The organism is Sphingobacterium sp. LZ7M1 (assembly GCF_024296865.1).
Lineage (GTDB): Bacteria > Bacteroidota > Bacteroidia > Sphingobacteriales > Sphingobacteriaceae > Sphingobacterium.
In genome coordinates this window covers 3,979,988-3,994,190 of sequence record NZ_CP101134.1, presented here as the reverse complement: position 1 = coordinate 3,994,190, position 14,203 = coordinate 3,979,988, and the positions used below count along the sequence as shown (strand labels likewise).

The following is a 14,203-nucleotide window of genomic DNA, read 5'->3' as shown; positions in this document are numbered from 1 at the left end:
TTGCTATAAATAATAGGCTTCACATACTTCTCTTAGGGTTTGATCCAGAGGTTTAAATGTATAGCCCAACGTTTCCTTTATTTTGGAATTGTCGTATTGTAATTTACTGTTTGCTGCGCGAGCAGACTCTTTGGTCAGGGCAGGTTTCTTCCCACTGATCGCAGCACCTAATTTTGCTAAACGCCATGCTACGGAAAGCATCAGCGAGGTTGCCTTGATGTGTGGTGCGGGCTTGTTCATCAATTCACTGATCTTGGTCAGCAAGTCTTGGTTACTGATATTCTCAGCATTGAGGATAAACCTTTGGCCGGAAATATCAGAATTCATCAGTAGGATCATGATCTTTGCCACATCGGAAACATCGACGATTCCGACAGAACCCAAAGGATAGATCTTGTTACCTTTATTTACCATGTTGAAAATGGCACGGGAGCCTTTTTCGCCCCATCCAATACCCATGATAACGGAAGGATTGACAATTACGGCGTCCAGACCTTCGGCGACCCCTCTCCAGACTTCCATTTCGCTTTCGTACTTCGCCAAAGAATATTTGGAGATCTTAGGGTTAAATTCCCATTTGTCATTTTCGGTTACCGGAAGTCCTTTTTTGCTGAATCCCAAAGCGGCAATCGAACTGACGTGGAGCAATCTTTTTTGGTGTTCCAGGCAGAGATTGACAATGTGTTTGGTACCCTCAACGTTTGTGTCAATGATCTCAGCGGCATCTTCCTTTTGGTAAGAAACCTTGGCTGCACAGTGGTAAACTTGATCGACTTTAGGGATAATGTCTTCGAGGGCGAAATAATCTGTTATTTCAGCATCCACCCATTGGATGAGTGATGAGGACTTTAAGGGGTCAGGAATAATGGAGGTCGATCTTTTCAAAGCAATCACACTATGCCCCTCATCAATGAGGTACTGCAATAACGTAGACCCTAAAAAACCTGTTCCGCCTGTTACTAATATCACTTCCTAACTTATTGTTGAAAAATTATGTAGTTCAAAAGTAAGTTAATAAATGCATATTTGCTAAATACAATAGGATAAACTCAATAAAATTTGAGGAATTAGACAATCAATATGACTTTAGCTGATTTTTTATCACCCATCTCCCTAAAAGAATTAGGTCTTCCAACAGAATATTACAACTCACAATTCGGTCATTCCATCGAAAAATATACGGATGTATTTCCGCAATGGGATGAGGAAACAGGCTATCCGCAGATTGCTATTTTTGGTGTAGAAGAGGGACGGTCAGCAGTCAACAACAACGGTACGCAAAAAGCACCGGACATGGTCCGCAAGCATCTTTACGATCTCTATCAAGGGGATTACACCGTGAAGATCGCCGACCTGGGGAATATTAGAGCAGGAGCAACGGTAAAGGACACCTACGTGGCCGTAAAATTGGTAATGGAAGAATTGATGAAAAAAGATATCCTTCCTATACTGATTGGCGGCGGACAGGATCTGACCTATGCGCAGTATACATCGTATGAGAATCTGGAGCAACGTGTAGATGTTGCGGTCATCGATTCTAGGTTTGATCTGGATCAGGAGAATGCCGAGGATATGCCTTTGAATTCACAGACCTATCTTAACCATTTGATCTTACATCAGCCAGATTATTTGTTCAATCTTAGCAATATTGGATTTCAGACCTATCTAGTGAGCAAAGAGTCGATCAATATGTATGATAAATTGTTTTTCAATGCGATGCGATTGGGAAGCTTTTCGGGCAAGCTGGACCAAGCAGAGCCTATTATCCGTTCGGCGGATATGGTCAGTTTTGACATTGGTGCCATTCGTGCTTCAGAAGCTTGCGGAAATGCAAATGCAGGGCCTAATGGATTATATGGTGATGAGGCCTGTCAATTGTCAAGATATGCTGGCATGTCCGATAAATGCAGTTCTTTTGGAATCTATGAATACAACCCGACCTTTGATCCCATGGGCCAGACCGGCATGCTGATCGCCCAGATGATCTGGTGTTTCATCGATGGGTTCTATAGCCGTAAAAAGGATGCTCCGATGTATCCTAAATCTAATTATATCATCTACAGAACCACTTTGGAAGCAGAGGATTATGAGTTGGTTTTTGTGAAGAGCAAAAAGTCTGACCGTTGGTGGATGCAAGTTCCATACTTTGGCTCCAAATCTGTCAATGAACGTTTTTACCTAGTGCCATGCCGTTATGAGGATTATCAAATGGCAGTTGCTGGTGAAATGCCGGATCTATGGTGGAAAACCCATCAGAAACTACAGTAATCATATAGTTTATCAATCTGAATAGCGTGGAAGTCGTCTATCTTGTTTCCCTTATCGTCCTTGTTGCTATCTGTGCCTTTCTTATTTGGCGCAACGCAAGGGCTGTGTCTAGGGAAGAGCATAATAGGCTGCAGGATGCTACCAAAGACCTCCAATTGGAATTTGCCAAAATTCAGGAGCGTGAAAAGATCTTGATTGCCGATCGAGACCGCCTGTACAGTGAACTGCGGGAAGAAAGCTTGGCGAGACAAACTGTAGAGCGGAGTTTGGAAGGGACGAATGCTTACCTACAGGCCCAACAGGAGAAATTTGCTGAGCAAAGGCAGGAAATGGAAAACATGAAAGCCCAGTTCAACAATGAGTTTCAGGTCATGGCCAATAAGATTTTGGAAGAAAAATCTTTCAAGTTTACGCAGTTGAACCAGCAGAATATTTCGCAGGTATTGGATCCCTTAAAAGAGAAGATCAAAACCTTTGAGGAGAAGGTGGAGAAGTCCTATCAGCAGGAATCGGCTGAGCGCAATGTTCTGAAGGGCGTAGTGGAACAATTGATGCAACAGAGCGTACAGATCAAGGATGAGGCAAATAACTTGGCCAGGGCGCTGAAAGGGGACAATAAGAAGCAAGGGAATTGGGGCGAGGTTATTTTAGAGCGAGTATTGGAACGTTCGGGTCTGATCAAGGACCAAGAATATAAGCTTCAGGCTTCTGTTCAGGAGGCGGATGGCAGAAGGTTTCAACCTGATGCCGTGATCTATTTACCCGATGAGAAGCATTTGATTGTCGATGCCAAATTATCATTGGTAGCCTATGAACGAGCTGTAAATGCAGATACCGAGGAGGATCGGTTAATATTTGTTAAACAGCATGTACAATCCATCGAGAACCATGTTAGGGAACTATCGGCCAAGGATTACCATTCGCTATATGGCATACAATCGCCAGATTTTGTTTTGCTGTTCATCCCAATTGAGTCTTCCTTAAGCCTAGCGGTAAACTTTAAACCAGAACTCTTCAGTGAGGCATGGGATAGACGCGTGGTGATCGTGAGCCCTTCGACTCTATTGGCCACTTTGAGGACAATCGCCAGTGTTTGGAAACAGGAAAGGCAGAACAGGAATGTCCTGGAGATCGCTAAGGAAGCAGGTTTGTTGTATGATAAGTTTGTTGGTTTCCTGAATGATATGGATCAGCTTCAGGGGATGATCCAAAAAGCCGCAGACAAGCATGATGAGGCCATGAAGAAGCTCAGTTCAGGCTCTGGAAATGTGATTCGGAAAATAGAACAGTTAAAGACACTTGGCGCTAAGGCCAATAAACAGATAGGGGATAAATACCTCGAAGATTAACTTCAATGGAATCCTGTTGACGTATTCAGCTAAGAAACTTTCATCAAAAAGACTTAATTCAGGCAAATATGGTATTTTATTAATATTTGTTTGATTTGCAGTTGTAATGCCTTAATTTTAAGGAAAGTTCGACCACAAAACAGATTGTCTAATGGAAGATATGATCCTCTACAACCGCCTGCAATTCGCATTTACCATTACCTTTCACTACCTCTTTCCGCAATTGACCATGGGTCTTTCACTCATGATCGTTTATTTCAAATGGAGATTTTTGAGGACCAATAACATCATCTATAATGATGCTTCCAAGTTTTGGATGAAGATCTTTGCACTGAATTTTGCGATGGGGGTGGTTACTGGGATTCCGATGGAGTTTCAGTTCGGGACAAATTGGGCGAAGTTTTCGGAATTGACTGGTGGGATAATTGGCCAGACCTTGGCAATGGAAGGGATGTTCTCCTTTTTCTTGGAGTCCTCCTTTCTAGGGATGTTTATTTTTGGGGAGAAGCTCTTGGGGCATAAGCTCCATTTTGTGGCGGGATTGATGGTCTTTATAGGCTCTTGGGCCTCGGGATACTTGATTCTGGCGACCCATTCCTGGATGCAGCATCCAGTAGGCTATGAGATCCTGGAAAACGGAAAATTTGTGCTCAATAATTTTTCTGCTCTATTTACTAATCCTTGGTTACTTCCTTCTTATTTGCATAATCAGGCCGGTTCATTAGTCACTTCAGCATTCTTTGTATCGGCTGTTGGGGCGTTCTATCTGTTGAGCAACCTGCATGCGGAATATGGAAAGATCTTCTTAAAGACGGGCGTTGTTTTTGGTTTGATTGCCTCGATTGCTGTAGCCTTTCCAACTGGGGATATGTTAGCAAAGAATGTGGTGAAGCACCAGCCCGCTACTTTCGCCGCGATGGAAGGGATCTTTGAAACTGAAACCGGTGGTTCAGAGATAATTTTGATTGGACAACCCGATATGGAGAACAAAAAGCTGGACAATAAGATTGCTGTCCCTAAGGTTTTGAGTTTCTTGACCTATCAACGTTGGGATGCCACCATTCAAGGGCTCAATGAATTTGATGAAGATATCCATCCGACAAACGTTCCTGGACTATATTACAGTTATCATATCATGGCTGGTTTAGGGACCATCTTTATTGGAATCATGATGATTGCTGCATTCCTGCTGTGGCGGAAAAAGCTATTTCAAACGAAATGGGTATTATGGATATTGATGTTCATGATTCCATTTCCTTATATCGCCAATACGGCAGGGTGGTACACTGCAGAATTGGGCAGACAGCCTTGGTTGGTCTTCAACCTGATGCGGATGGTCGATGGAGTTTCTCCTACGGTTTCTTCAGGAAACACCCTGTTTACCTTATTGGGGTTTGTAGGGCTGTATATTTTATTGGGTCTGTTGTTCTTGATGTTGGTATTGAAGATCATCAGAAAAGGTCCTGAAACTAATTTAGCACTAAAATCATAGCTTATGGAAATGTTTTGGTTTATCATTTTGGTCTTTATGTTGGGCATGTACGTGGTGCTGGATGGATATGATTTTGGAGCTGGTATTGTTCATTTATTATTTGCAAAAACCGATGAGGAGCGGGCAGCCATCCGCAATGCAATCGGTCCTTTTTGGGATGCCAATGAGGTTTGGTTGATTGCATCGGGAGGTGTTCTGTTTTTCGCATTTCCTACTTTATATGCTTCGGCATTCAGTGGGTTCTATTTGCCACTGATGCTGGTATTATGGTTTTTGATCTTTAGGGCCGTTGGTTTGGAGCTTCGTGGGCAGATCCACAATAAATTGTGGGAAAGGTTTTGGGAGAAGGCATTTGGCATGGCGAGTCTGTTTCTGGCCCTGTTCTTTGGGGCTGCATTGGGAAACGTGGTGCGTGGAGTGAACCTAGGCATGGTGGAGAATGGCGTGTCCACACAAGAACCCCATTATTTCTTCCTGCAATTATGGAATCCAACATTAGACCCTATGTCTGATGTTCACGGAATCATTGACTGGTTTACGATTTTATTGGGTATTGTTTCTGTATTTACGCTTACCATTCATGGCGCCAACTGGATTATTCTCAAAACCTCTACTGGCTTGAACCAAAGGTTGAAAGGCATCATTTTCAAATTGAATATTGCCCTTGCTTTTTTAGTGGTCCTAACAGCAGGGTTATGGCAATATGTAAAACCATTTCCACTCAATAACCTAATCGGACATGCCTGGTTATGGATTTTTCCTGTAATCGCTGGAGTAGGTTTGATTGGTCAGTTCTGGATCAAGAAATTTAAGAAAGATGGTATGGGATTTCTTTTCTCTACCTTATTTATCCTAGGGAGCTTTGCAACGACCGTTGCTTCACTCTTCCCAAATGTACTGCCATCAACCAATTCTGTCAATCCGTCCCTAACGGTCTACAATGTCGCCGGCCATGAATATGGCCTATCCGTGGGTCTATATTGGTTCGTGATAGCCTTCCTGCTGGTAGTTATTTACTTTATCATCCAATTTAGGGTATTTAAAGGTAAGCTGGATGATGTGGGGTATCATTAGGGCTAGATGTGAGATGGGAGATATGAGATTTGAGAACCTTCAAACGAGTAGTTTTTGAAGATTTAAAGGAGGATGTAAATTTAAATGAGATATGAAATTTTTGATAGTTATTCTATCTCAAATCTCACATCTCAATTCTAATATCTACGATTTAGTATCCCCTCGCTTGGTCATCGCCTCTATGGTCGGCTCCGGTTTGGAGTTTTCCGTTTTTGAGGATAACGATGTTTTCTACGCGGCCGATAGCACCTCTTTTATTGATTTTGTAACCGTCCTCTTCAAGGCTTTGACGAGTTTTGTCGTTGATTGCTTTTTCTTCAACGTCGATTACGTCGGGTTGCCATTGGTGGTGGAAACGGGCTGCTGACACGGATTCTTGTGCAGTCATGTCGAATTCCAATACGTTTAAGATGGTTTGGAATACCGAAGTGATGATCGTGGATCCACCTGGCGTACCAACAACCATTTTCAGTTTTCCATCTTCTTCGATGATGGTTGGTGTCATGGCGCTAAGCATTCTTTTTCCGGGTTCGATGGAATTTGCTTTACCACCTAGAAGGCCGTACATGTTTGGTGAACCTGGCTTTACGGAGAAGTCATCCATTTCGTTGTTCAATAGGAATCCTGCACCATCTACCCAAACACATGATCCGTAAGAACCGTTGATGGTTGTGGTCAAGGAAACGGCATTGCCATTCTTGTCAACGATGCTGTAGTGGGTAGTCTCTTCAGATTCGTAACCTGGGAACTTGGCAGCTTTTACCTGATCGCTAGGGGTAGCTTTATCCAAGTTTACCTTAGCCATACGGTCCTGGTTGAACTTGGCGTCGGTCAGGTTTGCGATCGGTACGCGGTAAAAGTCAGGATCACCTAAGTGGGTAGCTCTGTCTGCATACACACGGCGTTCAGCCTCGACCATTGCACGTACGGTACTGTCATGCTGGAATCCCCATTTTGCAAGCGGGTATTTCTCAACGGACTGCAATAGTGCCATTAATGCCACACCACCGCTAGAAGGAGGAGGCATAGAAATCACTTTATAGTTTTTGTACTTACCTACAATAGGGTCTCTCCAGCTTGCCTGATAATCTTCAAGGTCCTTTAAGCTGATGATACCATTGCCACGTTTCATTTCTGCAACGATGTATTCGGCAGTTTGTCCCTTATAGAAGCCATCACGTCCTTGTTCTGCAATTCGCTTCAAGGTTTCAGCCAATTCAGTTTGTACGAATAGGTCGCCTTCTTTCCATTCCGTGTCGCGGATGATTGCAGCACCATCAGGATTGAATTTTTGGAAGCGGGCTTTGTAGCGGTTGAATTCGCCAGCCTGTTGTTTGGTGATCGGGAAGCCTTTTGTTGCTAGGTCGATGGCCGGTTGAACTAAGTCTTTCCAAGCGATAGTGCCATATTTTTTGTAGGCAGCATCCATCCCGGCAACAGATCCCGGTACACCAGAGGCCAATTGTCCGTAAAGACTTAGGTCGGTAATAGGGTTTCCATCTTTGTCCAAGTACATGTCTCTGGAAGCTTTCTGAGGTGCTTTTTCGCGGAAGTCAAGGGATGATACCGAACCATCTCTTCCACGAAATACCATAAATCCACCTCCCCCAAGGTTTCCAGCGTTAGGGTAGACTACTGCTAGAGCAAATTTTACAGCAATTGCTGCATCAACAGCATTTCCGCCCTTTTTTAAGATCTCTACTCCCACCTCTGAAGCAATCGGGTGAGCCGTCACAACTGCTCCATTTTCATACTCGGTTTGGTTGGAAGCAGTCTGTTGATTAACTGAGCAAGAGCCCAGAAAAAAGACGATTAAGAATAAATAAATCAAATTAGGTTTTTTCATGTCGCTAAGATAATAAATTGGTATTATTAGATGAATTATATTAACTTCAATCAAATTTTTAATTATGCGAATACTGAGCCTGATCCTATTGCTTTTTGTGTCCATGCAACTGAAAGCGCAAACCGTAAAAATCCTGACCTACAATATTCACCATGCCAATCCACCTTCCACTCCTGGGAAAATTGATATTGAAGCTATCGCAAAGGTTATCAATGATGCGAATGCAGATATTATCGGTATCCAGGAAGTTGATATCAACGTCTCACGTTCGGAAATGGTAAACCAGGCAGAGAAACTGGCAGAACTTACTGGAACTGAATATTTCTTCTCTAAAGGAATCGACCTGGAGAAAGGCTATTATGGCATTTTGATCTTGAGTAAACATAAGATCGTAGGTAAAAGGAGGTATGATCTTCCTATGCCGGTGAAAAGTGAAAATCGTTCTTTGGCGATTGTAGATGTAGAGTTGCCTGGAGGAAAGGTCGTTTCATTGGCAAATACGCATCTGGACCTGAAGGAAGAGAACAGGATCGCGCAAGCGGAATTCATTAATGAACTTGGTGAGCTATATAAAAAACCATTGATCTTGGTTGGGGATTTGAATGCAAAACCGGAGTCTAAACCGATTCAGATCCTTGAAAAATATTTTGTTAGAAATACGATATCCAATCAGCCTACTTCTCCGAATGTTAATACAAAGAATGAAATCGATTATATCATGGTGCTAAAGAATCAGGATTTTAATTGGAAAAAGTATCAAGTGATCAAAGAAGAGTATGCTTCAGATCATTTGCCTTTGTATGCGGAGATTGAGTTTAAATAAGGAGGAGATGTGAGACATGAGATATGAGATGTGAGACAACGTTTGCTTCCCATTAATAATCCCAAGAGCTTATTTAAATGATGTACAGGTATCTTGACGCTGAATATCTCAATTCTCAATTCTCACATCTCAATACTATTTCTTCAGCTTCTCATTATTTTTATGGCGATCTGCATCGCGCATATTTTTCTTGTCAAGGTTTTTTTCTAGTGCAGAGGTCAGGTCTATTCCGGTCTGATTCGCTAGGCAGATCAGAACGAAGAGTACATCGGCCATTTCATCTGCTAGGTTGACTTCCTCATCTGATTTTTTAAAAGACTGTTCACCGTACTTTCTGGCCATGATGCGGGCTACCTCGCCAACTTCTTCCATTAACATGGCCGTATTGGTCAGTTCGTTGAAGTAACGAACTCCAGTGGTACTGATCCATTTGTCTACAATTTCCTGAGCTTCTTTGATTGTCATATTAGTATGTGTTTAGAAGTTGTCTTTGTCTTTAGTATTCATGATAATGGTAACTGGACCATCGTTTCGGAGGTCGATTTTCATATCAGCGCCGAAAATCCCCATTTGTACTTCCTTTCCCAGAAGGCTTGATAGATACTTTCCCATTTCCTCATACATAGGTTTTGCCTTGTCGGGCTTGCCAGCGCGGATAAAGGAAGGGCGATTCCCTTTCTTGGTCTGAGCAAATAAGGTAAATTGGGAGATCAATAGGATGTTGCCTTGGATATCCTGAACGGATTTGTTCATTAAGCCTTGTTCGTCTGAAAATATCCTCAGATTGACTATTTTCTGTCCCAACCATTGAAGGTCTTCTTTTGAATCCTCTTCTTCTACACCCAAAAGAACGAGTAAACCATCTTCAATTTGTCCTGTAATCTGATCGTCTACCGTACAGGATGCATGTGTCACTCTTTGAATTACTGCTCGCATGGCTTAAAAGTATTATTTAATTCGTTATTGGCAAAATCAATTGGGCAATCGGATTTCAAAACGCCAAAAAGCGAAAATGCCCTTCCGAATGAACGAAAGGACATCTTCTGTGGGGTTTGGTACTATTAAAATCTAATATTTAATCCTAGCATGGCATTAGTTTCCGCCTGCGGATAGTAGAAATTGAAATAATCTCTCTTTCCTACAGATTCCATGATCATGCTATATGTATAACCTGAGGTTGCATACTTTTCGTTGAAGATATTGTTGATCATCAGGTTTAAGTCTACGTTTTTAAGGCCAAATACAGAGAATGAATAGATAGCCTGGAAATTGTTGACGAAGGATGGAGCGATGCTTCTGTTCACTTCGGAGGTATTGTCTAGGTAAATCCTCGAGATGTATTTGCTCAAAAAGCTGAAACTTAATGATTCAATCGGTTTATAGGTGAAATTATTAGATAAGACCGCAGCTGGTGATTTTGCAATATCCGTAGTTTCATGCGTGATCAAATCATACTTTACAAAATCGAAATCGTCACTATAAACAGGGATGTTTTCTACAAAGTTTTTAATCTTGTTTTGCGATAAAGCTGCGGTTGCTGACCAAATGAATTTAGGATGGATTTTCCAACTTCCATCAAGCTCAAATCCCATTCGATAGCTTTTGTCCACATTTATCCTTACCGCTGAACCCACATCGTTCAATGCTCCGGTTGGTATCAACTGGTCTTTGTAAAGCATGGCATATAGGTTTGCTCCTATATTGATGTTTTCGTCTCTGTAGCGGTATCCAGCCTCAATATCCTGCATCTTCTCTGTCTTCGGAATTGCACCTATTGGGTTTTCTACGTAATCGTTTCTAGTAGGCTCTTTGCTCGCAAAGGCGTAAGAAGCGTATAGGTTGGAATTGCCGCTCAAGAAATATGTAACGCCTGCTTTGGGGTTGATAAAGTTGTGGGTGTCCTCAAACGTGAAGTCCTTTATCTTATCATCATCACCTTTTCCATTATAAACAATGTTCCTGTACTGGACATCCAGATTGAAAAGGAAGTTTTCTACTCTATAATCTGCCTTTGCGTAAAAGTTGAAGTCATTTTTATTGGCATGGCTAAAGTAGTATCTGTCATTGAGTTTATCCTGTGGGACTTGATCTGCCCAAATTACTTCTCCATAGTGATCGCCTTTGTATTGGTTGTAAGCACCACCGAAAGTGAAGTTCAGGTTGTTGGATGGCTTATAGAGCAGGGAATAGGTCAAGCCATAGAAATGATTGTCCAACCACCTTCTCCTTATCAAATCGGTATCTTTAATTGTATTGCCGTTTGCCACTACTGGATCAATTCCATAATGGTCTAGTCCATCCAATGGTCTGAATTCTTCATAATATCCTGCACCGCGGGTATAGTGAAGCGCCGTATTGAAGGTCATTTTTTCAGAAGGGCGGTAGGAGTAATTCAGATGGGCATGCGTCTGCGTATAGTTGTCCGTCTGATTGTCGTAAGTATAGTAGTTGTATTTTCGATCTCCATTTAAGAATCTCTCACGCTCTTGGTCGAACAACCAAAGGTTATCGGCGTACTCCTCAATCCTTTCTTTATTGCCAGTGAATAATGGTTCGGCAAGGCCGTACCAAGCTTGGTAAGTTTTTTCCTTACCTGAGAACACAGTGGCTTTCAAGGTATGTTTATCAGTATACATTCCTGCATCAACATAAAAAGATTTTAAATTGGAGGAAGCTCTATCTACATAGCCATCCGAAGAGATCCTAGATAACCTAGCATTAAATGCGAATTTATTGCTGATCAGTCCTGACCCAGCTTTTAGGGTGTTTTTCCAAGAATTATAGGAACCAAAGGAGTTGTTGAACTCTAGGTAGGGCTTTGTTTCCAGGGCGTCGGTCTGGAAGTTTAAAGAGGCTCCAAAAGCAGCAGGGCCATTGGTCGATGTTCCGATACCACGTTGAATCTGAATGCTCTCTGTACTTGAGGCAAAATCAGGAAGGTTTACAAAGAAGGATCCCATGCTTTCGGGGTTGTTCAATGGGATACCATTCAAAGTGACATTGATACGTTCATTGTCGGATCCACGGATAGTCATATTTGTATATCCGATTCCAGCACCGGCATCAGAACCTATAACGACGCCAGGGGTTTGGTCCAGGAGATATGGAATATCCTGTCCGAGGTTGTTTTTCTTGATGTCTTCCTTATTGATGGTTTTAAAAGTAGTCGCGGAATTTTCTTTCGCACGTGTTGCTGTTACATAAACTTCCTCGAATTCATACACGTTGTCTTTTAATTGAATGGAAAAATTAGCTTGATTTTTCGGATTTATTCTTAAAATCTCGGATTTATAACCAATAAAAGAAATTTTTAAGTCATGAAAGCCTGTGCTTAGATTGTCAAAAACGACAATTCCGTCTTTATTGGTGGATTTGGATTGTCCGTCGATGGACACAGTTGCGGCATCTGCAGGTGCTCCAGATTTGTCTAAAACCCTAACAGTGAAGTTTTGTTGAGCAAAGCTCGCAAGTACTAGCAAACATAAGGCTAAAGTTGCCCAAAGCTTGTTAAACATAATAAAAAAAATGTTTTAAAGAGTTAAACTTTCTTGCTGTAAGGGGTCACAACAAGTTCTATTTAACCGCCCTTTCCCTACGCTGGCATTATCCAGATCAGGTATGTATTTCTTGTAATCACTTGAAATACAGGGTATAATCTCAGCCTTTGTTCGTGTTTTTCAACAAGGCACCCCTATTCGATAGCGCAAAGCTAGCCTTTTGGATAAATAAAACAAAATTTAAATATTATTGTAACAAATTCGTAATTATTATTTTATTAGTTAAACTGATGGTATTTTTTTGTAAATTGCCTGCATTGCCATCAATGGGCAAATTACGCTAACTTTAAAAAAACGGAACTATTAATTTCTTATGAAGTATTACGCTGCTGATGTTGTGTTTCCTGTTGCCGGGCCTGCTATTAAAAAGGGGGTAGTCGCGATGGATGATCAAGGGATTGTGAAAGGTGTTTTCAATCCAGGTGAAATAGATGAAAATTTAGTGGAACAATTCAAAGGAGCTTTAATTCCTGGATTTGTAAATGCTCATTGTCATCTAGAACTTTCCCATTTATTAGGTGTTGTGCCTAGAAGTACAGGATTACCTAACTTCCTTTCTAATGTAATCAACGAACGCGGAAACCATGAAAGCAAGTTGGAAGCTGCCATGGAAGAAGCTGACAAAATGATGTATGAAAACGGAATCCAAGCTGTCGGCGACCACGTGAACTCAGCAGTTACCGCTAAGATCAAGGAAAATAGCCCTATCAAATACCATACTTTTGTTGAAGTAATGGCAACCAATAAGGAAGATGTTGTTACAAGAATCGACAATGCTAAGGAAATTGAGTTCCATTTTGATTACAAACATTCCTCAATCACCCCTCACGCGCCTTATTCTGGTTCTAAATTCTTATTTAAGACCTTGAAAAAAGCAATCAGCGAAGATAATATCATCAGTATCCACAATCAGGAAAGTGATGAAGAGAACAAGCTTTTCCGTTATAAAAAAGGCGAGTTCTTGGAGTTTTTCAAGAAGATGGACATGGTGATGGAAGATTTTAGGGCCCAAGCTAGAAACTCCCTGCAATCATTTTTGCCCTATATCCCTAGCAAGAATAAATTGATCCTAGTGCACAATACATATACTTCGATTAAGGACCTGGATTTTGTGGATAGAATGGGTAGATCGGTTTATTTCTGTTTCTGTCCAAAAGCCAACTTATATATTGAAGATAGAATTCCTAAAATCGACAATTTCTTGTTGGGAGGCCATGACATCGTGATTGGTACCGACAGTTTAGCGTCAAACGATACATTGGATATTTTAGAGGAATTAAAGGTTATCCACCAAGAGTTTCCGGATTTGGACTTCAATGAGACTATCAAATGGGCTACCTTGAACGGTGCTAAAGCATTGAACCTAGAAAGCGAATTAGGGTCTTTGGAAGTAGGCAAGAAACCAGGCTTGGTGTTATTGGAAGGAATGGATACATTCAAACTGAACCCGAAAGTTAAGGTTAGAAGAATTAGATAGTTTCTAATTCTATTTCTTCTTTTACCTTTGTATTCATGAAACATTGGAATATTAAGGTTCAAGGTAAAGTTCAAGGAGTCTTTTTCAGGGCTTCGACAAAAGCTGTTGCTGACCAATTGAAGGTAAAAGGTTTTGTGATGAACAAACCTGATGGATCTGTTTATATAGAAGCTGAGGGCGATGTTTTCGCCCTAGAGTCTTTAATAGACTTTTGTCAGGAGGGGCCTGAACATGCTGAAGTTGTCCATGTGGAATATGAAGAATCCAATGAAATCAAGGGATTCCGCAATTTCGAAGTCGTTAAGAAAATCAAATAA

Annotated in this window: 12 protein-coding genes and 1 riboswitch; of the genes, 7 read left to right on the top strand and 5 right to left on the bottom strand. The window is 41.5% G+C overall.

The features are described 5' to 3' along the window. Positions 1-3: 3 nt before the first annotated feature. Positions 4-969: an NAD-dependent epimerase/dehydratase family protein gene (locus NMK93_RS17130; protein WP_185217361.1), complete on the bottom strand. Its 966-nt coding sequence runs from the start codon at positions 967-969 to the stop codon at positions 4-6. A 111-nt stretch (positions 970-1,080) separates the two neighbouring features. Here NMK93_RS17130 and NMK93_RS17125 point away from each other — a divergent pair, with 111 nt between their 5' ends. From NMK93_RS17125 to cydB, 4 genes are all read left to right on the top strand, one after another. Beyond that, complete coding sequence (locus tag NMK93_RS17125; protein ID WP_254529004.1) at positions 1,081-2,268, top strand: formimidoylglutamase; 1,188 nt, start codon at positions 1,081-1,083, stop codon at positions 2,266-2,268. A 26-nt stretch (positions 2,269-2,294) separates the two neighbouring features. Continuing rightward, positions 2,295-3,617 carry a DNA recombination protein RmuC gene (gene rmuC / locus NMK93_RS17120; RefSeq protein WP_254529005.1) on the top strand — a complete coding sequence of 441 codons (1,323 nt, stop codon included), beginning with the start codon at positions 2,295-2,297 and terminating at the stop codon, positions 3,615-3,617. Between the two features lie 151 nt (positions 3,618-3,768). Then, a complete protein-coding gene (locus NMK93_RS17115; RefSeq protein ID WP_254529007.1) occupies positions 3,769-5,109 on the top strand; it encodes a cytochrome ubiquinol oxidase subunit I in 1,341 nt (446 codons plus the stop codon). Between the two features lie 3 nt (positions 5,110-5,112). Further along, a complete protein-coding gene (cydB, locus tag NMK93_RS17110; protein WP_185213908.1) occupies positions 5,113-6,183 on the top strand; it encodes a cytochrome d ubiquinol oxidase subunit II in 1,071 nt (356 codons plus the stop codon). Between the two features lie 151 nt (positions 6,184-6,334). Here the strand turns inward: cydB and ggt are convergent, their stop codons facing one another. Next, entirely contained in the window at positions 6,335-8,029 is a 1,695-nt protein-coding gene (gene ggt / locus NMK93_RS17105; RefSeq protein WP_185213909.1) for a gamma-glutamyltransferase, read from the bottom strand. A gap of 64 nt (positions 8,030-8,093) precedes the next feature. On the opposite strand from ggt, the gene NMK93_RS17100 reads away from it, so the two are divergent. After that, entirely contained in the window at positions 8,094-8,852 is a 759-nt protein-coding gene (locus tag NMK93_RS17100; protein WP_254529009.1) for an endonuclease/exonuclease/phosphatase family protein, read from the top strand. Between the two features lie 135 nt (positions 8,853-8,987). Here the strand turns inward: NMK93_RS17100 and NMK93_RS17095 are convergent, their stop codons facing one another. The 3 genes from NMK93_RS17095 to NMK93_RS17085 all read right to left on the bottom strand — a co-directional run bounded on the left by NMK93_RS17095 (position 8,988) and on the right by NMK93_RS17085 (position 12,367). Then, positions 8,988-9,317: a nucleotide pyrophosphohydrolase gene (locus NMK93_RS17095; protein ID WP_254529011.1), complete on the bottom strand. Its 330-nt coding sequence runs from the start codon at positions 9,315-9,317 to the stop codon at positions 8,988-8,990. 12 nt (positions 9,318-9,329) lie between these two features. Next, positions 9,330-9,788, bottom strand: a complete 459-nt coding sequence (dtd, locus tag NMK93_RS17090) for a D-aminoacyl-tRNA deacylase (RefSeq protein ID WP_254529013.1) — start codon at positions 9,786-9,788, stop codon at positions 9,330-9,332. Positions 9,789-9,913: 125 nt separating this feature from the next. Further along, the gene (locus NMK93_RS17085; protein ID WP_254529015.1) at positions 9,914-12,367 is read right to left on the bottom strand and encodes a TonB-dependent receptor; all 2,454 of its coding nucleotides are present in this window, start codon (positions 12,365-12,367) and stop codon (positions 9,914-9,916) included. A 57-nt stretch (positions 12,368-12,424) separates the two neighbouring features. Next, positions 12,425-12,555, bottom strand: a riboswitch (TPP riboswitch). A gap of 167 nt (positions 12,556-12,722) precedes the next feature. Between NMK93_RS17085 and NMK93_RS17080 the strand changes: the two genes are divergently transcribed. Then, positions 12,723-13,886, top strand: a complete 1,164-nt coding sequence (locus NMK93_RS17080; RefSeq protein ID WP_185213914.1) for an amidohydrolase family protein — start codon at positions 12,723-12,725, stop codon at positions 13,884-13,886. 35 nt (positions 13,887-13,921) lie between these two features. After that, positions 13,922-14,203, top strand: a complete 282-nt coding sequence (locus tag NMK93_RS17075; protein ID WP_254529017.1) for an acylphosphatase — start codon at positions 13,922-13,924, stop codon at positions 14,201-14,203.

Excerpts from the sequence above, each read along its gene's own strand:
- NMK93_RS17125 (WP_254529004.1), top strand. The coding sequence starts at position 1,081 with ATGACTTTAGCTGATTTTTTATCACCCATCTCCCTAAAAGAATTAGGT.
- NMK93_RS17115 (WP_254529007.1), top strand. The coding sequence starts at position 3,769 with ATGGAAGATATGATCCTCTACAACCGCCTGCAATTCGCATTTACCATT.
- cydB (WP_185213908.1), top strand. The coding sequence starts at position 5,113 with ATGGAAATGTTTTGGTTTATCATTTTGGTCTTTATGTTGGGCATGTAC.
- ggt (WP_185213909.1), bottom strand. The coding sequence starts at position 8,029 with ATGAAAAAACCTAATTTGATTTATTTATTCTTAATCGTCTTTTTTCTG.
- NMK93_RS17100 (WP_254529009.1), top strand. The coding sequence starts at position 8,094 with ATGCGAATACTGAGCCTGATCCTATTGCTTTTTGTGTCCATGCAACTG.
- NMK93_RS17095 (WP_254529011.1), bottom strand. The coding sequence starts at position 9,317 with ATGACAATCAAAGAAGCTCAGGAAATTGTAGACAAATGGATCAGTACC.
- dtd (WP_254529013.1), bottom strand. The coding sequence starts at position 9,788 with ATGCGAGCAGTAATTCAAAGAGTGACACATGCATCCTGTACGGTAGAC.
- NMK93_RS17085 (WP_254529015.1), bottom strand. The coding sequence starts at position 12,367 with ATGTTTAACAAGCTTTGGGCAACTTTAGCCTTATGTTTGCTAGTACTT.
- NMK93_RS17080 (WP_185213914.1), top strand. The coding sequence starts at position 12,723 with ATGAAGTATTACGCTGCTGATGTTGTGTTTCCTGTTGCCGGGCCTGCT.
- NMK93_RS17075 (WP_254529017.1), top strand. The coding sequence starts at position 13,922 with ATGAAACATTGGAATATTAAGGTTCAAGGTAAAGTTCAAGGAGTCTTT.